The sequence below is a fragment of the Streptomyces sp. RerS4 genome, assembly GCF_023515955.1.
Lineage (GTDB): Bacteria > Actinomycetota > Actinomycetes > Streptomycetales > Streptomycetaceae > Streptomyces.
Genome location: NZ_CP097322.1, coordinates 1,819,827 through 1,838,486, shown reverse-complemented (window position 1 = coordinate 1,838,486; position 18,660 = coordinate 1,819,827). Strand labels below are relative to the sequence as shown.

The 18,660-nt window shown below is 70.9% G+C and carries 18 protein-coding genes; 12 read left to right on the top strand and 6 right to left on the bottom strand.

Features of this window, described 5'->3' with window-relative positions:
* The first annotated feature begins 75 nt into the window (after nt 1–75).
* The 7 genes from M4D82_RS08440 to M4D82_RS08410 all read left to right on the top strand — a co-directional run bounded on the left by M4D82_RS08440 (nt 76) and on the right by M4D82_RS08410 (nt 7,080).
* Entirely contained in the window at nt 76–873 is a 798-nt protein-coding gene (locus M4D82_RS08440; RefSeq protein WP_249765443.1) for an acetoacetate decarboxylase family protein, read from the top strand.
* A gap of 1 nt (nt 874) precedes the next feature.
* On the top strand, nt 875–1,759 hold the full coding sequence (locus M4D82_RS08435; protein WP_249765442.1) for an SDR family NAD(P)-dependent oxidoreductase: 885 nt from the start codon (nt 875–877) through the stop codon (nt 1,757–1,759).
* Between the two features lie 11 nt (nt 1,760–1,770).
* Complete coding sequence (locus M4D82_RS08430) at nt 1,771–3,063, top strand: amidohydrolase family protein (RefSeq protein ID WP_249765441.1); 1,293 nt, start codon at nt 1,771–1,773, stop codon at nt 3,061–3,063.
* Complete coding sequence (locus M4D82_RS08425) at nt 3,060–4,280, top strand: amidohydrolase family protein (protein WP_249765440.1); 1,221 nt, start codon at nt 3,060–3,062, stop codon at nt 4,278–4,280. The genes M4D82_RS08430 and M4D82_RS08425 overlap by 4 nt, the downstream gene beginning before the upstream one ends.
* A gap of 119 nt (nt 4,281–4,399) precedes the next feature.
* Nucleotides 4,400–5,305, top strand: coding sequence for a sterol desaturase family protein (locus M4D82_RS08420; RefSeq protein ID WP_249765439.1), 906 nt, complete (start codon nt 4,400–4,402; stop codon nt 5,303–5,305).
* Nucleotides 5,302–6,006 carry a lysoplasmalogenase gene (locus M4D82_RS08415; protein ID WP_249765438.1) on the top strand — a complete coding sequence of 235 codons (705 nt, stop codon included), beginning with the start codon at nt 5,302–5,304 and terminating at the stop codon, nt 6,004–6,006. Before M4D82_RS08420 ends, M4D82_RS08415 begins: the two co-directional genes overlap by 4 nt.
* Before the next feature lie 30 nt (nt 6,007–6,036).
* Nucleotides 6,037–7,080: a zinc-dependent alcohol dehydrogenase family protein gene (locus tag M4D82_RS08410; protein ID WP_249765437.1), complete on the top strand. Its 1,044-nt coding sequence runs from the start codon at nt 6,037–6,039 to the stop codon at nt 7,078–7,080.
* Nucleotides 7,081–7,152: 72 nt separating this feature from the next.
* On the opposite strand, the gene M4D82_RS08405 is transcribed toward M4D82_RS08410, so the two are convergent.
* The gene (locus tag M4D82_RS08405; protein ID WP_249765436.1) at nt 7,153–8,697 is read right to left on the bottom strand and encodes a S8 family serine peptidase; all 1,545 of its coding nucleotides are present in this window, start codon (nt 8,695–8,697) and stop codon (nt 7,153–7,155) included.
* A gap of 278 nt (nt 8,698–8,975) precedes the next feature.
* Between M4D82_RS08405 and M4D82_RS08400 the strand changes: the two genes are divergently transcribed.
* The 3 genes from M4D82_RS08400 (at nt 8,976) to moaA (ending at nt 12,117) form a co-directional block, all read left to right on the top strand.
* Nucleotides 8,976–9,341, top strand: coding sequence for a DUF485 domain-containing protein (locus M4D82_RS08400; protein WP_249765435.1), 366 nt, complete (start codon nt 8,976–8,978; stop codon nt 9,339–9,341).
* Nucleotides 9,338–10,963 (top strand): monocarboxylic acid transporter, encoded by a 1,626-nt coding sequence (locus tag M4D82_RS08395; protein ID WP_249765434.1) that lies wholly within the window; start codon nt 9,338–9,340, stop codon nt 10,961–10,963. The genes M4D82_RS08400 and M4D82_RS08395 overlap by 4 nt, the downstream gene beginning before the upstream one ends.
* A gap of 164 nt (nt 10,964–11,127) precedes the next feature.
* Nucleotides 11,128–12,117: a GTP 3',8-cyclase MoaA gene (moaA, locus tag M4D82_RS08390; protein WP_249765433.1), complete on the top strand. Its 990-nt coding sequence runs from the start codon at nt 11,128–11,130 to the stop codon at nt 12,115–12,117.
* 64 nt (nt 12,118–12,181) lie between these two features.
* Here moaA and M4D82_RS08385 read toward each other — a convergent pair whose 3' ends face one another.
* Together M4D82_RS08385 and M4D82_RS08380 are read right to left on the bottom strand one after the other, a co-directional pair.
* Complete coding sequence (locus M4D82_RS08385; protein WP_249765432.1) at nt 12,182–12,457, bottom strand: hypothetical protein; 276 nt, start codon at nt 12,455–12,457, stop codon at nt 12,182–12,184.
* A 149-nt stretch (nt 12,458–12,606) separates the two neighbouring features.
* On the bottom strand, nt 12,607–12,939 hold the full coding sequence (locus M4D82_RS08380) for a DUF3099 domain-containing protein (protein WP_283844457.1): 333 nt from the start codon (nt 12,937–12,939) through the stop codon (nt 12,607–12,609).
* A gap of 203 nt (nt 12,940–13,142) precedes the next feature.
* Between M4D82_RS08380 and M4D82_RS08375 the strand changes: the two genes are divergently transcribed.
* Entirely contained in the window at nt 13,143–13,421 is a 279-nt protein-coding gene (locus M4D82_RS08375) for a GlsB/YeaQ/YmgE family stress response membrane protein (protein ID WP_249765431.1), read from the top strand.
* An 86-nt stretch (nt 13,422–13,507) separates the two neighbouring features.
* On the opposite strand, the gene tyrS is transcribed toward M4D82_RS08375, so the two are convergent.
* The 3 genes from tyrS to M4D82_RS08360 are packed head-to-tail and all read right to left on the bottom strand — an operon-like array spanning nt 13,508 to nt 17,793.
* Entirely contained in the window at nt 13,508–14,776 is a 1,269-nt protein-coding gene (gene tyrS, locus M4D82_RS08370) for a tyrosine--tRNA ligase (RefSeq protein WP_249765430.1), read from the bottom strand.
* A 51-nt stretch (nt 14,777–14,827) separates the two neighbouring features.
* Complete coding sequence (locus M4D82_RS08365) at nt 14,828–16,231, bottom strand: metallopeptidase TldD-related protein (protein WP_249765429.1); 1,404 nt, start codon at nt 16,229–16,231, stop codon at nt 14,828–14,830.
* Nucleotides 16,231–17,793 (bottom strand): TldD/PmbA family protein, encoded by a 1,563-nt coding sequence (locus M4D82_RS08360; protein ID WP_502988890.1) that lies wholly within the window; start codon nt 17,791–17,793, stop codon nt 16,231–16,233. The genes M4D82_RS08365 and M4D82_RS08360 overlap by 1 nt, the downstream gene beginning before the upstream one ends.
* 146 nt (nt 17,794–17,939) lie before the next feature.
* Between M4D82_RS08360 and fabG the strand changes: the two genes are divergently transcribed.
* A complete protein-coding gene (gene fabG, locus M4D82_RS08355) occupies nt 17,940–18,659 on the top strand; it encodes a 3-oxoacyl-[acyl-carrier-protein] reductase (RefSeq protein WP_249765427.1) in 720 nt (239 codons plus the stop codon).
* Nucleotide 18,660 lies beyond the last annotated feature (1 nt).

The following is an 18,660-nucleotide window of genomic DNA, read 5'->3' as shown; positions in this document are numbered from 1 at the left end:
CGTGCAGGGGTCTTTACCCTTCATCCGTGGCGGTGTAACTGTGTTACAGAACCGAACCGAGAGGTGGTGCGAGAGATGGCACGCGTACGGTACGGAGCGCGGACCGAGGCCGAGATCGCGGCGTCGCGCGAGAAGAGTGCGAACCTCCCCGACATCTGGTCCACCGGCGTGGTGGCCGTCTGGGAGAGCGACCCGGACGTCGTGGCGGCGGTGCTGCCCCCGCCGCTCAAGCCCGCCGAACGGCCCCTCGTACGGGCCAACATCAGCAAGGTCGACCTGCCCGGCTACCCCCTCGGCGCCGGCTCCGTGGCCGTCGCCGCCCGGCACGGCGGAGTCGAGGGCTGGTACCCCCTCGTCATGCCGATGACCCACGAGCGCGCCCTGACCGGCGGCCGCGAGGTGTTCGGCGAGCCGAAGAAGCTCGGCGAGGTCACCGTGGAGCGCGAGGGACTCGTCGTACGGGCCGCCCTCGCCCGGCACGGGATCGCCTTCGTGGAGGTGCGCGGGGCCGTCGACCGCGCCCTGCCCCTGCCCGAGCCCACCCGCAAGACCGACTTCTACTTCAAGTTCCTGCCCGCCGTGGACGGCTCCGGCTTCGACGCGGACCCGGTCCTCGTGCACTGCACCCGCAACGAGAAGGTCCGCAGGTTGGAGCACATCACCGGTGACATCGTCCTGCGCGAGTCGATGTACGACCCCGTCGCCGACCTCCCCGTCCGCCGCGTCGTGGAGATCACCATCGGCGAGAAGACCACCGACCAGAAGGGCAGGGTCGTCGAACGCGTCAGCGCCAGGGCCCTGCTCCCGTACATCCACCAGCGCTACGACGACCCGACGCAGATCCTCGACGGCCCTCCGGAAGGCAGCGTCTGAGATGCGACTCGAACCCGGACAGGTCGCCGTCGTCACCGGCGCCGCGAGCGGCATCGGCCTCGCCATGGCCCGCCGCTTCGCCGCCGAGGGCCTCAGGGTGGTCCTCGCCGATGTGGAGGAGGCCGCCCTGCGCAAGGCCTCCGAGGAACTGGTCGCGGACGGCGCCGAGGTCCTCGCCAGGGTCGTCGACGTCAGCGACCGCGACAGCGTGCTCGCGCTGGCCGACGCCGCCTACGAGAGCTTCGGCGCCGTACACGTCCTGTGCAACAACGCGGGCGTCGGCTCCGGCGCCGAGGGCCGCATGTGGCAGCACGAGCCGAACGACTGGAAGTGGGCGTTCTCCGTCAACGTGTGGGGCGTCTTCCACGGCATCCAGGCCTTCGTCCCGCGCATGATCGAGGGCGGCGCCCCCGGCCACGTCGTCAACACCTCCTCCGGCGACGGCGGCATCGCCCCGCTGCCCACCGCCTCCGTCTACGCCGTCACCAAGGCGGCCGTCGTCACCATGACCGAATCCCTCTACGCCCATCTCAAGGCGGAGGGCGCGTCCGTCGGCGCCTCCGTCCTCTTCCCCGGCCCGCACATGCTGCGCACCGGCCTGTGGGAGTCCCACCGCAACCGCCCCGAGCGGTACGCGAAGCGGCGCCCGCGCACGTCCCCGTACCGCAGCCTCGACCAGTACGAGGCCGCGATGAAGCGGGCCGGCCACGCGGTGGAGTTCACCCCGGTCGAGGAGGTCGCCGAGCACGTCGTCGACGGCATCCGCGCCGACCGCTTCTGGATGCTCCCGGCGAGCGAGCACAGCGACCGGCAGATCCGCGCCCGTTCGCAGTCGATGCTCGACCGCGCCAACCCCGCCTACCTGGAGAGCTTCATCCTCGACTGAGGAGTCGTGCCGTGAGCGACACACCGTACGAAGACCCGTACCTGATCATCTCCTCCGACTGCCACGCGGGCCTGCCCACCGAGCAGTACCGCCCCTACCTCGACCCCCGTTTCCACCGCGAGTTCGACGAGTTCCTCGGTCAGCGCGACGCGCGCCGCGAGGAGGCCACCCGGCTCGGCGTACGCAACGAGGCCTTCGCCGAGAAGTGGTTCCACGACCACGAGGAGGGCCTCAAGGGCGGTTGGGACGCCGTACAGCGGCTCAAGGAACTCGACGGCGACGGCGTGGCCGCCGAGGTCGTCTTCCCCGACGCGGACGCCGTCGACAGCCAGACCGCCGCCCCCTTCGGCGTGGGCCTGGGCCTGTCCGGCGACCAGGACCCCGAGTTGGGCATGGCGGGCGCGCAGGCGCACAACCGCTGGCTCGCCGAGTTCGTCTCACGGAATCCCGAGCGGCACTGCGGGGTCGCGCTCCTCCCCATCACCGGGGAACCGGACAAGGTCGTCGCCGAGATCCACCGCGCCAAGGAGTCCGGACTCGGCGCGCTGATGATCCCCTCCATGTGGGTGGACAAGGCGCCCTACCACGACCGCCGCTACGACCCGGTGTGGGCGGCCGCCGCCGAGACGGCGATGCCGATCGTCACCCACTCCGGGGCCGCGCCCCGCCACGAGTACGGCGACCACCTCGGCATCTACGTCTCCGAGGTCACCTGGTGGCCGGCCCGCCCGCTGTGGTTCCTGCTGTGGTCCGGGGTCTTCGAGCGCCACCCGGGCCTGAGGTTCGGCGTGGCCGAGTCGGGCTGCTGGTGGCTGCCGAACCAGCTGTGGTTCATGGACCGGCTCTACCTCGGCGCCCACGGCGGCAAGAAGCTCTCGCCGTTCGCGGAGCTGAAGCGCCCGCCGAGCGAGTACCTCGACCGCCAGGTCTTCGTCTGCGCGACGAACACGAAACGCCGCGAACTCGCCCAGCGCTACGAGATCGGCGTCGACAACATCCTGTGGGGCTCGGACTTCCCGCACCCCGAGGGCACTTGGCCCGACACCCGGAACTGGCTGCGCAAGACCTTCCACGACATCCCGGTCGCGGAGACCCGCCGCATGCTGGGCCTGGCGGCGGCCGAGGTCTTCGGCTTCGACACGGACAAGCTCGCCCCGATCGCCCGCGGCATCGGCCCCACCCCGGCCGAGCTGGGCCAGTCCCCGGACCAGGCGGCGGTGGAGGCCTCCTGGGCGCGCTCGCGCGAGGTGGGCCGGCACTGGCTGACCGAGAACGACTTCCCGGTCCTGGGGGTCTCCTCATGACGGAAGACCGCTACACGGTCATCTCGGCGGACTGCCACGCCGGCGCCGACCTCCTCGACTACAAGCCGTACCTGGAGAAGCGCCACCACGAGGAGTTCGACGCCTGGGCGGCCACGTACGTGAACCCGTACGAGGACCTCCTCGCCGACACGGCCGACCGCAACTGGAACTCGGCCCGGCGACTGGCCGAGCTCGAAGCGGACGGGATCGTCGCGGAGGTGCTCTTCCCGAACACCATCCCGCCGTTCTTCCCGAAGGCCTCGCTGATGGCGCAGCCGCCGACGGCCGAGGAGTACGGGCTGCGGTGGGCCGGGCTCCAGGCCCACAACCGCTGGCTGGCGGACTTCTGCGCGGACGCCCCGGGCCGGCGGGCGGGCGTGGCCCAGATCCTGCTGAACGACGTGGACGCGGCGGTGCGGGAGATCCGTCGTACGAAGGAAGCCGGCCTGACGGGCGGCATCCTGCTGCCCGGCGTGCCGCCCGGCTCGACGGTCCCCGAGCTGTACTCGGCGGCGTACGACCCGATCTGGGCCGTGTGCGCCGAGCTGGACGTCCCGGTCAACCACCACGGCGGCTCGGCCTCGCCTCCCCTGGGGGACGAACCCGCCGCTCGGGCGGTCTTCATGGTGGAGACCACCTGGTTCTCGCACCGCGCCCTGTGGCACCTGATCTTCGGCGGTGCCTTCCGGCGCCACCCGGGCCTGAAGTTGGTCCTGACGGAGCAGGGCTCGGGCTGGATCCCGGGCGTGCTGGAGATGCTGGACTACTACCACGGCCGGCTCGTCGCGGCGGCGTCCACGGCGGAGGCCAAGTTCGGCGCGGGCCTGGCGGAGTCCATGGGCGCGGGCCCGAGCGAGGTCTGGCGGGACAACTGCTTCGTGGGCGCCAGCTTCATGCGCCCCCACGAGGTCCCGCTGCGGGACCGGATCGGCCTCGACAAGATCATGTGGGGCAGCGACTACCCCCACGACGAGGGCACGACCCCCTTCTCCCGCGAGGGCCTGCGCGTCGCCTACGCGGGCCTCCCGCGCGAGGAGGTCGCCGCGATGGTGGGCGGCAACGCGGCCCGCGTGTACGGCTTCGACCTGGCGCTCCTGGACGCGGTCGCGGCGAAGGTCGGCCCGACGGTCGCGGAGATCGCCGAACCCCTGACCGAGATCCCACCGGCCGCCACCAGCCCGGCCTTCGCCAAGGGCGCGTCGGTCCGGGTCTGGTAACCCCCCCGATCCCCGCCCGGGGCGGCTCCCACTGGCACAGGAGCCGCTCGGGCGGGAACAGGGTACCGATCGGTAACAACCTCTAGCGGCACCCCCGAAGGCGCCTCTATGGTGCGGGCATGCCGAACCTGCCCGATGTCGTGCTGTGGTCCATACCTGCCTTTGTACTGCTCACCGTCATCGAGGTGGTGAGCTACCGGCTCCATCCCGACGAGGACGCAGCCGGCTACGACACCAAGGACGCCGTCACCAGCGTCACCATGGGGATCGGCAGCATCGGTTTCGACCTGCTCTGGAAGCTCCCCGTCGTCGCGGTCTTCACGGCGGTCTACGAACTGACCCCGCTGCGCGTGCCGTTCCTGTGGTGGACCGCCCTGCTGATGCTGCTCGTCCAGGACTTCCTCTACTACTGGCAGCACCGGCTGCACCACGTCATCCGCATCCTGTGGGCCTGCCACGTGGTCCACCACAGCAGCCGCCGGTTCAACCTCACCACCGCCCTGCGCCAGCCCTGGACCAGCGCCACCACGTGGTGGTTCTACCTGCCGATGGTCGCCCTCGGCGTGCACCCGGCCGCGATCCCGTTCTGCTACGGCCTCAACCTGCTCTACCAGTTCTGGGTCCACACCGAGCGCATCGGGAAGCTGCCGAGGCCCTACGAGTACGTCTTCAACACCCCATCCCACCACCGCGTCCACCACGCCTCCCAGGGCGGCTACCTGGACCGGAACTTCGGCGGCATCCTGATCGTCTGGGACCGGATGTTCGGATCCTGGGTGGGCGAGACCGAGCGGCCCGTCTACGGGCTCACCAAGAACATCGACACGCACAACCCGCTCCGCGTGGCCACCCACGAGTACGCCGCCATCGCGCGCGACGTGCGCGCCGCCCGGACCTGGCGCGAGCGCGCCGGACGGGTCTTCCGCGGCCCCGGCTGGCAGCCGGCGGCCCCCGCCGCCGAAGCCGACAAAGCCCCCGCCGCCGGCAAAGCCCCCGCCGCGCCCGAGCGGGAGCCCGCCGCATGAGCGTCACCGGATCCCGTACGCCGTCCCCGCCCGCCGGGCCCGTCTCCGACCGGTCCGCACGCGCCGGCCGGGTGCTGCTCGTCGCCTTCGTCGCCGCCGTCGCCCTCGACCTCGGCTCGCTGCTGGCCGGCTGGCACCTCGGCCACGTCATCGCCAAGCCGCTGCTGATGCCGCTGCTCGTGGCCCACGTACTGTCGCGGGGCGCCCCCCGCCTGCTGGTCGCCGCCCTGCTGTTCGGCTGGGGCGGGGACGTGGCCCTGCTCTTCGACGCCGACCCCGCCTTCCTGATCGGCATGGGCTCCTTCGCCGCCGGGCACGTCTGCTACCTCGTCCTCTTCGGCCGGGGCCGGACCGGCCCCGCGCTCGGGGCGGCGTACGCCCTCGCCCTCGTCACCACCGTCGCCCTGCTCTGGGGCGACCTCCCGGCGGAGCTGCGGATCCCCGTCGCCGGGTACAGCCTGCTGCTCACCGCCATGGCCTACCGCGCCGGGGCGCTGGGGCGGGCCGCGGGGGTGGGCGGGGCGCTGTTCCTGCTCTCCGACACGCTGATCGCGACGGGGGTCGCGCAGTGGCCGCAGCTGCCGCGGCCCGACTTCTGGATCATGGCCACGTACCTGGGGGCCCAGTACCTGCTGGCCACGGGCGCGCTCGCGGCCGGACAGGCGTACGGTGGGGAGGTCAAAAAAGTCGTACAAGACTGAACCAACCCTGTTCCGGAGGGCTGCCCCACCATGCGCGCCACCGTCATCCACGCCCCGCACGACATCCGCGTGGAGGAGGTGCCCGACGCTGCGATCCAGCGCCCCGAGGACGCCGTCGTCCGCGTCCTGCGTGCCTGCATCTGCGGCAGCGACCTGTGGGCCTACCGCGGCGAAGCCGAGCGGCAGCCCGGCCAGCGCATCGGCCACGAGTTCCTCGGCGTCGTCGAGGAGACCGGGTCGGCCGTGTCCGGCCTGAAGGTCGGCGACCTCGTCGTCGCGCCCTTCATGTGGTCCGACGGCACCTGCGACTACTGCTCCGAGGGCCTGTACACCTCCTGCCTCCACGGCGGCTTCTGGGGCTCGGTCGGCCACGACGGCGGCCAGGGCGAGGCCGTCCGGGTCCCGCACGCGGACGGCACCCTCGTGAAGCTGCCCGCGGCCGCCGCCTCGGACGATCACCTGCTGACGGGCCTGCTCGCCCTCTCCGACGTCCTGGGCACCGGCCACCACGCGGCCCTCGGCGCCGGCGTGCGCGCCGGCTCCACCGTCGCCGTCGTCGGTGACGGCGCGGTCGGCCTGTGCGGGGTCCTCGCGGCCAAGCGGCTCGGGGCCGAGCGGATCATCGCCCTGGGCCGGCACTCCGTACGCACCGACCTCGCGAAGCGGTTCGGCGCCACCGACGTGGTGGCCGAGCGGGGCGAGGCCGCCGAGGCGGCGGTGCGCGAGCTGACGCGCGGTCAGGGCGCGCACTGCGTCATCGAGGCGGTCGGCACCGAGATGTCCATGCGCACGGCCGTGAACATCACCCGCGACGGCGGCGCCATCGGCTACGTCGGCGTCCCGCACGGCAGCGGCACCGGCCTCGACCTCGGCGTGATGTTCGACCGCAACATCACCCTGCGCGGCGGCGTCGCCCCCGTGCGCGCCTACATCCCCGAGCTGCTGGAGGACGTGCTGAGCGGGGCCATCGACCCGGCGCCCGTCTTCGACCGCGCCGTGTCCCTGGACGAGGTCCCGGACGGCTACCGCGCGATGGACGACCGCAGCGCGCTCAAGGTGCTGATCAAGCCCTGATGCAGGCGTACGAACGACGAGGGGCCGGGCGGGGTGTTGTTCCCCGCCCGGCCCCTCTTCCGTTTCAGCCGGTTACTTGACGGCCTTCAGCGCGTCGACCACGCCGTGGCCGTAGTAGCCCGTCTGGCCCCACTTGGCCTGGCAGGTGGTGGCGTCGATCAGCGTGCCGGCGTTGTCGTAGATCTGCGCCGGGCACTCCGCCTTCGTGGCCTGGCCCTTGAGCATCGCCTGGATCTGCGAGGGCGTGGCGGACGGGTGGGCGCTCTTGAGGAGCGCCGCGACGCCCGCCACGTGCGGGGCGGCCATCGAGGTGCCCTGCTTGTAGCCGTAGCCGCCGCCCAGGACGGTGGACAGCACGCGGCCGTTGCCGTCCGGGGTGGCCGGGATCTGCCACTTGTCGCCGCCGGGGGCGGCCACGTCCACGACGCCCAGGCCGTAGCTGGAGTAGTACGACCGCAGACCCTTGTCACCGGTCGCGGACACCGTGACCACGCCCGGGAGCTGCGTGGGCAGGTCCAGGCAGACGCTCGGGTCGATGGTGCGCGGCACCGGGGTGGTGTCGTTCGGGCTGGTGTCGTCGAGGATCGACTTCCCGGCCAGGTCGTGGTTCGAGTTGCCGGCCGAGGCCACGTGCAGCGTGCCCTTGCGCTCGGCGTACTTGGTCGCCCGCCCGATGGCCTCCACCAGCGCCTTCTGGTCGTCGTCCGACTTGCAGTTGTAGAGCCAGGGGTCGACGTAGTAGCTGTTGTTGGTCACCTCGATCCCCTTCTCGGCGGCGAACATGAAGCCGCAGACGACCGCCTCGGTGTAGAAGAGGCTGGTGCCGGGCTCGCTCACCTTGATGCCGGCTATCTTCACGCCCGGCGCGACACCGCTGATGCCCACGCCGTTGCGCGGGGCCCCGATGGTGCCGGCCACGTGCGTGCCGTGGTCGCTGCCGTCCGCGTACGGACGCCAGGCGCCCTCGGTGGTGTCCGCGACGCCGCCGACGCAGTTGGCCGACTGCTCCCTGGAGAAGTTGGGGGCGAGATCGGGGTGAGTGTCGTCGACACCCGTGTCGATGATGCCGACGGTGACGTCCTGGCTGCCATCGTTGATCTTGTGAGCCTGATCGGCCTTGATCGTCCGCAGGTCCCACTGGTTGGACTCCAGCGGCTCCTGACCCTCCTGGGCCGCCGCCGCGGCCTTGGCGGCGTCCGCCGCGCTCAGGTGCTGCGTCGCGCCCTCGTCGGTGGTCTGCACCGACTGGAGGGGGGCCGTACGGGTGGCGCCGACCGAGACGAACAGGCCGCGATTGGCGCGCAGCGTCTTGGCGAACTCCGGGTTCTGGGAGTGCGCGACGATGACGCCTATCTGCTCATAGGCCGTCACGACCGTACCGCCGGCCCGCTCGATGGCCTTCTTCGCCGCCTGCGTCGTGGCGTACGAGTTCAGGTTCGCCACGTACGACAGCTTGGGGCCGGTCGTCGTGGCCTTCGAAGTCGTCGCCGCCTCCGCCGTGTTGCCCAGCGGAGCGGCCGAGGCCGACACCGAGGGCAGGAAGGCGAGCGAGGCGGTGAGCGCCAGGCCGACCGGAACGACGAGGGCTCGCCGACGGCCGTGGACCGGATGAGGCATGGGTTCTCCACATCATCGTGATCGTGAAAAAGCCGCACGGGCGCGGTCGCGCCCGACGGGTTCATGACACGCGAACCTAGTGCCGCAGGTCCTGTTTCCGCCATCAGTTCGAGAAATCGGTGTTCAAAAAAGATAAGAAGCCAAAAAAACTGTGGTGTTGAACCGTCGCGACACGCCGTCCGTGCCGTTGACAGGGGGGATCAGCGCCACCATCCCCCCGCACGGAGGTTGTTTTGTCCGTCGTCCCCACCGCACCCGCGTCACAAGGAGAGCCCCCCGTGACCACCGAAGCAGCGCCGCCCACAGGCGGCGCGGGATCCGCCCAGGCGAGTCCCTCGGCCGATGAGTTCGCGCGTGTCCAGCAGAGCCCCGAATTCGCGCGACTGCGCGGCTCCTACCGCTCCTTCGCCTTCCCGCTCACCGTGGCCTTCATCGCCTGGTACCTGCTCTACGTCCTGCTGTCCAGCTACGCGGGCGACTTCATGGGGACCAAGCTCTTCGGCAACATCAACGTCGCGCTCGTCCTCGGCCTCGCCCAGTTCGCGACGACCTTCCTGATCGCCTGGCTCTACTCCCGGCACGCCGCCGCCAAGCTCGACCCCAAGGCCGAGGCCATCAAGAAGCGGATGGAGGGCGGAGCGTGAGCGCCATCCCGCACCTGACGGTCGCCGCCGGAGCGAGCGAGCACCGCCCGCTGATCATCACCCTGTTCGGGCTGTTCGTCGTCGCCACCCTGATCATCACGATCTGGGCCGGCCGCCAGACCAAGGACGCCGCCGACTTCTACGCCGGCGGCCGCCAGTTCACCGGCTTCCAGAACGGCCTGGCCATCTCCGGCGACTACATGTCCGCCGCGTCCTTCCTCGGCATCGCCGGAGCCATCGCCCTCTTCGGCTACGACGGCTTCCTCTACTCCATCGGCTTCCTCGTCGCCTGGCTCGTCGCCCTGCTCCTCGTCGCCGAGCCGCTGCGCAACTCCGGCCGCTACACGATGGGCGACGTCCTCGCGTACCGGATGCGCCAGCGGCCCGTCCGCACCGCCGCGGGCACCTCCACCATCGTGGTCTCGATCTTCTACCTGCTCGCCCAGATGGCCGGCGCCGGCGTCCTCGTCTCGCTGCTGCTGGGCATCACCAGCGACGGCGGCAAGGTCGCCGTCGTCGCCCTGGTCGGCGTCCTGATGATCCTCTACGTGACCATCGGCGGCATGAAGGGCACCACCTGGGTCCAGATGATCAAGGCGGTGCTGCTCATCGCGGGCGCGCTCCTGATCACCTTCCTGGTGCTGATCAAGTTCAACTTCAACATCTCCGCCCTGCTGGGCCAGGCCGCCGAGAACAGCGGCCAGAGCACCAAGTTCCTGGAGCCCGGACTCAAGTACGGCAAGGACGCGCTGACGAAGCTGGACTTCATCTCCCTCGGCCTCGCCCTGGTCCTCGGCACCGCGGGCCTGCCGCACATCCTGATCCGCTTCTACACCGTGCCCACCGCCAAGGCCGCCCGTAAGTCCGTGAACTGGGCCATCGGCATCATCGGCGCCTTCTACCTGATGACCATCGCCCTCGGCTTCGGCGCCGCCGCCCTGCTCAAGCGGGACGACATCCTCGCCTCCAACAAGGCCGGCAACACCGCGGCCCCCCTCCTCGCCCAGGAGGTCGGCGGCGGAGCCGGCTCCACCGGCGGCGCGATCCTCCTCGCCGTCATCTCCGCGGTCGCCTTCGCCACCATCCTCGCGGTGGTCGCCGGCCTGACCCTCGCCTCCTCCTCGTCGTTCGCGCACGACCTCTACGTGAACGTCATCCGCAAGGGCAAGGCCACCGAGAAGGAGGAGGTGCGCGCGGCCCGCTGGTCCACCGTGGTCATCGGAGCCGTCGCCATCGGCCTCGGCGCCCTCGCCCGCGACCTCAACGTCGCCGGCCTCGTCGCCCTCGCCTTCGCGGTCGCCGCCTCCGCGAACCTCCCGACGATCCTCTACAGCCTCTTCTGGAAGCGCTTCACCACCCAGGGCGCGCTGTGGTCCATCTACGGAGGCCTGATCTCGGCCGTCGGCCTGGTGCTCTTCTCGCCGGTCGTCTCCGGCAAGCCCACGTCGATGTTCAAGGACGCCGACTTCTACTGGTTCCCCCTGGAGAACCCCGGCATCATCTCCATCCCCCTCGGCTTCCTCCTCGGCTGGCTGGGAACCGTCCTCTCCAAGGAGAAGGCCGACCCGCAGAAGTTCGCCGAGCTGGAGGTGCGCTCCCTCACCGGGACCGGGGCCCACTGACCGGGGCTCCCTGAGATCGCCCGAACACCCTGCGTGGCCGCGTCGTACTTCCCTACGACGCGGCCATGTTACGTATCGTTCATTCGGGCATCCCTCGCCGACATGTGGGTCGCGTAGGCTCGATCCATACAACCTCTAGATCCGGACAGGGGAGGGGGCCCACCGTGCTTCTCGACACGTATGGCCGCGTGGCCACTGACCTGCGCGTCTCACTGACCGACCGGTGCAACCTGCGTTGTACGTACTGCATGCCCGAAGAGGGCCTGCAGTGGCTCGGCAAGTCCGACCTCCTCAGCGACGAGGAGATCGTCCGGCTCATTCGCATCGCCGTCACCCGGCTCGGGATCACCGAGGTCCGCTTCACCGGTGGCGAGCCGCTGCTGCGCCCCGGCCTCGTGGGCATCGTCGAACAGTGCGCCGCCCTGGAGCCCCGGCCCAGGATGTCGCTGACCACCAACGGCATCGGCCTCAAGCGCACCGCGCAGGCCCTGAAGGCCGCCGGCCTCGACAGGGTGAACGTTTCCCTCGACACCCTGCGCCCCGAGGTCTTCAAGACCCTCACCCGCCGCGACCGCCACAAGGACGTCATCGAGGGCATGGCCGCCGCCCGCGACGCCGGCCTCACCCCCGTCAAGGTCAACGCCGTCCTCATGCCCGGCCTCAACGACGACGAGGCCCCCGACCTCCTCGCCTGGGCAGTGGAGCACGAGTACGAGCTCCGCTTCATCGAGCAGATGCCGCTCGACGCCCAGCACGGTTGGAAGCGCGACGGGATGATCACCGCCGGGGACATCCTGGAATCCCTGCGCACCCGCTTCACCCTCACCGAGGAAGGCGCCGACGAGCGCGGCTCCGCCCCCGCCGAGCGGTGGATCGTCGACGGCGGCCCCGCCACCGTCGGCGTCATCGCCTCCGTCACCCGCCCGTTCTGCGGCGCCTGCGACCGCACCCGCCTCACGGCCGACGGCCAGATCCGTACGTGCCTGTTCGCCACCGAGGAGTCGGACCTGCGCGGCGCGCTGCGCTCGGGCGCCCCGGACGAGGAGATCGCCCGCCTGTGGAAGGTGGCGATGTGGGGCAAGAAGGCCGGCTCCGGCCTCGACGACCCGTCGTTCCTCCAGCCCGACCGGCCCATGTCGGCGATCGGCGGCTGAACCGACACCGTCCGCCCACTGCCTGACGCCTGAGCCCCGGTCACGACCGGGGCTCACGCGTTCCTCAAGGGCGTTCGGAGCCCTCCGGCTGCACCCAGTCCTCCAGGCGCACGACGTCCTTGAGGAAACCCCGGACCCCCAGGAACTGCGACAGGTGCTCGCGGTGCTCCTCGCAGGCCAGCCAGGTCTTGCGCCGCTCCGGCGTGTGCAGCGTCGGGTTGTTCCAGGCCAGGACCCACACCGCCGCGTCGCGGCAGCCCTTGGCGGAGCAGACGGGGGCGGGGTCGGGTGGCGGGGCGCCCGTACCGGGATCGGGGGTGTTCGTATCAGGGGAAGTCACAGCCTCAACCCTACAAACACCCCGGGAACGGAAGGGCGACGCCGGGCAGCCACGGGGGGAGCTGCCCGGCGTCGGTCCGTCGCTCCGACGGGGGATGCGGAGCGCGTAGGCAGTATGTCACGCAGGACCCCGTGCGGTGCACCGGAACTTCATGATTGATCTGAGGTTTTATTGAGGTTTGCCGTTTCCAGCGCGGGGCGCACCGGCGAGGGCACGAAGTGCGAGGGCAACGAGGGCGTGGACTCGCGCCCGGCGTTCGCGATGACCACCGCGATGTACGGCAACAGGACGCCGGCGGCCAGCGTCACCATCGCCACGTGCCGCTCCACGTTCCACAGGATCACCGTCGCGATGACCGACAGGGTCCGCACCGTCATCGAGATGACGTACCGGCGCTGCCGACCCCGTACGTCCTCGGCGAGCCCCATCCGGGCTCCCGTGATCCGGAAGACCTCGGCGCCGTTCCGCTTCGTCCGCTGCACGCTCCACCACCCGATCCACCCGCCGGGCACTCTCCCGCCCGGACCCTCCCACGGTACGCCGCCCGCCGGACGGCGGGGAGGAGGGGGTACCTCGGTGGCGTCCTCGGGGGCTCCCCCCGAACGGCGGTGTCCGAAATGCGCGGTAGGTCGGGCGGGTTGAAACTGGGCCCACATGCGCACCACGCGCCACGAGGAGGCTCGACATGCAATGGTTGTGGGCGATCATCGTCGGTTTCGTCCTGGGTCTCATCGCCCGCGCCATCCTGCCGGGGAAGCAGCACCAGCCCCTGTGGCTGACGACCCTCTTCGGCATCGCCGGAGCCGTCCTCGGCAACGCCGTCTCCCGGTGGATCGGCGTCGAGGACACCAAGGGCATCGACTGGGTCCGCCACCTGCTCCAGCTCGCGGGCGCCGTGCTCATCGTCGGACTGGGCGACATGATCTACATGGCGCTGAGGGGCGGCAAGAGGCATACCGCGTAGCGGCCCGGTCGCGGGTACGACGAGGGGGCCGGTGCGGACGCGTCGTCCACACCGGCCCCCTCGTGGCGCACCAGGAAACGTCCGGCCTAGAGGCCGGTGACCTCGACCGCGGCCAGGTTCTTCTTGCCGCGCCGCAGCACCAGCCAGCGGCCGTGCAGCAGGTCTTCCGGGGCCGGGACCGCGTCCTCGGCGGTCACCTTCACGTTGTTCACGTAGGCGCCGCCCTCCTTCACGGTCCGACGGCCGGCCGACTTGCTGGCGACCAGGCCGGTCTCGGCGAGCAGGTCCACGACCTGGCCGAGTTCCTCGACCTTGACGTGCGGCAGCTCGGACAGGGCCGCGGCCAGCGTGGCCTCGTCCAGCTCCGCCAGGTCGCCCTGACCGAACAGCGCCTTCGACGCGGCGATCACGGCGGCGCACTGCTCCGCGCCGTGCACCAGCGTCGTCAGCTCCTCCGCCAGCGCCCGCTGGGCGGCCCGCGCCTGCGGCCGCTCGGCGGTCTGCGCCTCCAGCGCCTCCAGCTCCTCACGGCTCCGGAACGACAGGATCCGCATGTAGGTGGAGATGTCCCGGTCGTCCACGTTCAGCCAGAACTGGTAGAACGCGTACGGCGTCGTCATCTGCGGGTCGAGCCATACGGCCCCGCCCTCGGTCTTGCCGAACTTGGTGCCGTCCGCCTTGACCATCAGCGGCGTCGCCATCGCGTGCACCTGCGCGGTCGGCTCGACGCGGTGGATCAGGTCGAGACCGGCCGTCAGGTTGCCCCACTGGTCCGAGCCGCCCTGCTGGAGGACGCAGCCGTACCGGCGGTACAGCTCCAGGAAGTCCATGCCCTGGAGCAGCTGGTAGCTGAACTCCGTGTAGCTGATGCCCTGGTCGGACTCCAGGCGCTTGGCCACGGAGTCCTTCGTCAGCATCTTGTTGACGCGGAAGTGCTTGCCGATGTCCCGCAGGAACTCGATGGCGGACATGCCCGCCGTCCAGTCCAGGTTGTTCACCAGGACCGCCGCGTTCTCGCCCTCGAAGGACAGGAACGGCTCGATCTGCGAACGCAGCCGGTTCACCCACTCCGCGATGACGGCGGGGTCGTTCAGCGTCCGCTCGGCGGTCGGACGGGGGTCACCGATCTGACCGGTGGCCCCGCCGACCAGCGCCAGCGGCCGGTTCCCGGCCAGCTGGAGCCGGCGCATGGTCAGGACCTGCACCAGGTGCCCCACGTGCAGCGAGGCCGCGGTGGGGTCGTAGCCGCAATAGAACGTGACGGGACCGTCCGCGAACGCCTTGCGCAGCGCTTCTTCGTCGGTGGACTGGGCGAAGAGCCCACGCCACTTCAGTTCGTCGACGATGTCCGTCACGGTCTCTCGACTCCTTCGATGTCTGAAACTGCCATGGTCAGTCTAGGTGTGTCACACGCCCTTGCTGACCGAGCTCATGTTGAAGTCCGGGATCCGCAGCGCCGGCATCGCGGCCCGCGTGAACCAGTCGCCCCACTCGCGCGGCAGCGTCTTCTCGGTCCGGCCCGCCTCCGAGGCCCGCGACAGCAGGTCCACCGGGGACTCGTTGAACCGGAAGTTGTTCACCTCGCCCGTGACCTGCCCGTTCTCCACCAGGTAGACGCCGTCCCGGGTCAGGCCCGTGAGCAGCAGGGTGGCCGGGTCGACCTCGCGGATGTACCAGAGGCAGGTCAGCAGCAGGCAGGGCCCGTCGTGGCCCGAGGCCGCCACCATCTCCTCCAGCGACTTCTCCCCGCCCGCGTCCAGGATGAGGTTCCCGAACGTCGGCGACAGCGGCAGCCCGGTCAGGGCGGCGCTGTGCCGGGTCGAGGTCAGCCGGGCCAGCTCGCCGCCGCTGATCCACTCGGTCGCCCCGACCGGCAGGCCGTTGTCGAACACCGAGGCGTCGTCGCCCGAACTGTGCGCGATCACGAACGGCGCGCACTCCAGGCCCGGCGCGTTCGGATCGCTGCGCAGCGTCAGCGGCAGCTCCGAGAGCCGCTCCCCGATACGGGTGCCCCCGCCCGGCTTGGAGAACACCGTCCGGCCCTCGACCGCGTCCCGGGCCGCCGCCGACCACATCTGGTAGATCAGCAGGTCCGCCACGGCGGTCGGCGGCAGCAGGGTCTCGTACCGGCCCGCCGGCAGCTCGACCTTCCGCTCCGCCCAGCCCAGGCGTACGGCCAGCTCCGCGTCGAGCGCGGTCGGGTCCACGTCCTTGAAGTCGCGGGTGGCGCGCCCGGTCCAGGCCGAGCGGGTGCGGTCCGGCGACTTGGCGTTGAGTTCGAGGGTGCCGTTGGGCTGGTCGTGACGCAGGCGCAGACCGGTCGAGGTGCCGACGTAGGTGGACACCAGCTCGTGGTGGGCGAACCCGTACAGTTCCCGGCCGCCCGCGCGGGCCCGTGCGAAGGCCTCGCCGAGGGCCGGCGCGAAGTTCGCGAACACCGCCGAGGACGTCTCGGCCGGGGCGTCGGTGAAGTCCGGCGAGGCCGGGGTGCCCGTCACCAGCGGCTGGGCGTCCTCGGCGGGACCGGCCCCGCGCGCGGCCGCCTCGGCGGCCCGGACCAGCGGCTCCAGGTCCGCGACCGTGACGGCGGAGCGCGAGACGACCCCCGAGGCCGTGCCCTCCTTGCCGTCGACGGTGGCGATGACCGTCAGGGTCCGACCGCGGGTGACGCCGTTGGTGGTGAGCGCGTTGCCCGCCCACCGCAGGTTGGCGCTGGACTCCTCGTCGGCGATGACGACGCATCCGTCGGCCGTGGACAGCTCCAGCGCCCGCTCGACGATCTCGTGGGGCTTCGTACGAATCGCAGACATCAGCGTCCGGCCTCCTGCGTGGTGTTCAGAATGTTCACGTCGCGGAACAGGGCGGACGGGCAGCCGTGCGAGACCGACGCGACCTGACCCGGCTGGGCCTTCCCGCAGTTGAAGGCGCCGCCCAGGACGTACGTCTGCGGACCGCCGACCTTCTCCATCGAGCCCCAGAACTCGGTGGTCGTCGCCTGGTACGCCACGTCGCGCAGCTGCCCGGCCAGCCGGCCGTTCTCGATGCGGAAGAAGCGCTGCCCGGTGAACTGGAAGTTGTAGCGCTGCATGTCGATCGACCACGAGCGGTCGCCGACCACGTAGATCCCCCGCTCCACCCCGCCGATCAGGTCCTCCGTGGAGAGCCCGCCCGGATCCGGCCGGAGCGAGACGTTCGCCATCCGCTGCACCGGCACGTGCGCGGGGGAGTCGGCGTACGCGCAGCCGTTCGAGCGGCCGAGGCCGGTCAGCTTCGCGATCCGCCGGTCCGTCTGGTAGCCGGTCAGGGTGCCGTCCTTGACCAGGTCCCAGCTCTGCGCCTCGACGCCCTCGTCGTCGTAGCCGATGGTGGCCAGGCCGTGCTCGGCGGTGCGGTCACCCGTCACGTTCATGATCGAGGAGCCGTACTTGAGCTTGCCCAGCTGGTCGAAGGTGGCGAAGGAGGTCCCCGCGTACGCCGCCTCGTAGCCCAACGCCCGGTCGAGCTCGGTGGCGTGGCCGATCGACTCGTGGATGGTCAGCCACAGGTTCGACGGGTCCACGACCAGGTCGTAGCGCCCGGCCTCGACGCTCGGGGCGCGCATCTTCTCCGCGAGGAAGTCCGGGATCCGCTCCAACTCGGCGTCCCAGTCCCAGCCGGTGCCGGTCAGGTACTCCCAGCCGCGCCCGGTGGGCGGGGCGATGGTGCGCATGGAGTCGAACTCGCCGGTGGTCGAGTCGACGGCGACGGCGGTGAGCTGCGGGTGGACGCGTACCCGCTGCTGGGTGGTGGTGGTGCCCGACGTGTCGGCGTAGAACTTGTTCTCGTGGACGGCGAGCAGCGACGCGTCCACGTGCGCGACGCCCTCGGCGGCGAGCAGCCGGGAGCTCCAGTCGGCGAGCAGGGCCGCCTTGTCGGCGTCGGGAACCTCGAAGGGGTTCACGTCGTAGGCGGAGATCCAGGTCTTCTCCGCGTGCACGGGCTCGTCGGCGAGCTCGACCCGCTCGTCGGACCCCGCCGCCTTGATGACCTGGGCGGACAGCTTCGCCATGGCGACGGCCTGCGAGGCCACCCGGGCGGCGCCGTCCATGGTGAGGTCCACGCCCGAGGCGAAGCCCCAGCTGCCGCCGTGCACCACACGGACGGCGTACCCGAGGTCGGTGGTGTCGGAGCCGCCCGAGGGCTTGGCGTCGCGCAGGCGCCAGGAGGCGCTGCGGATCCGCTCCAGCCGGAAGTCGGCGTGCTCGGCGCCGAGCGCGCGGGCCCGTGCGAGCGCCGCGTCGGCGAGCGCCCGCAGGGGCAGCGCGGTGAAAGCCGCGTCGATGGAATGGGCCACGGAAATCCTCCCGGGGTCGGGGCCGGTCGCCCCGATCATGTCGCGCTCGAGGCTCTTGTGCCTACATCTTTCTGTAGGAATGCGACAGCCCCCGTCGCAAGGCCCTGTCGGAGCCCGATTCTCCGGATGGCCGAGGGGGCCTATAGGTTTTCGGTATTCAAGACAGCTAGCGAAAGGGTGATCCGTTGAGCCGCTCGGTTCTCGTCACCGGAGGTAACCGGGGCATCGGCCTCGCCATCGCCCGAGCCTTCGCTCAGGCCGGCGACAAGGTCGCGATCACGTACCGGTCGGGCGAGCCCCCGGAGGAGCTCACCTCGCTGGGTGTCCTGGCGGTCCGCTGCGACATCACCGATTCCGAGCAGGTGGAGCAGGCCTACAAGGAGATCGAGGACAAGCACGGCAACGTCGAGGTGCTGGTGGCCAACGCCGGCATCACCAAGGACACGCTGCTGATGCGCATGTCGGAGGAGGACTTCGCGTCCGTCGTCGACACCAACCTCACCGGCACCTTCCGCGTCGTCAAGCGCGCCAACCGCGGCATGCTGCGCGCGAAGAAGGGCCGCGTGGTCCTGATCTCCTCGGTCGTGGGCCTGCTGGGCTCGGCGGGCCAGGCCAACTACGCCGCCTCGAAGGCCGCGCTCGTCGGCTTCGCCCGTTCGCTCGCCCGCGAGCTGGGCTCGCGCAACATCACCTTCAACGTGGTCGCCCCCGGCTTCGTGGACACCGACATGACGAAGGTGCTCACCGACGAGCAGCGCGCGGCCATCGTCTCCCAGGTGCCCCTGGCCCGCTACGCGCGGCCCGAGGAGATCGCGGCGGCCGTGAGCTTCCTGGCGTCCGACGACGCCGCGTACATCACCGGAGCCGTCATTCCCGTTGACGGCGGATTGGGCATGGGTCACTGAT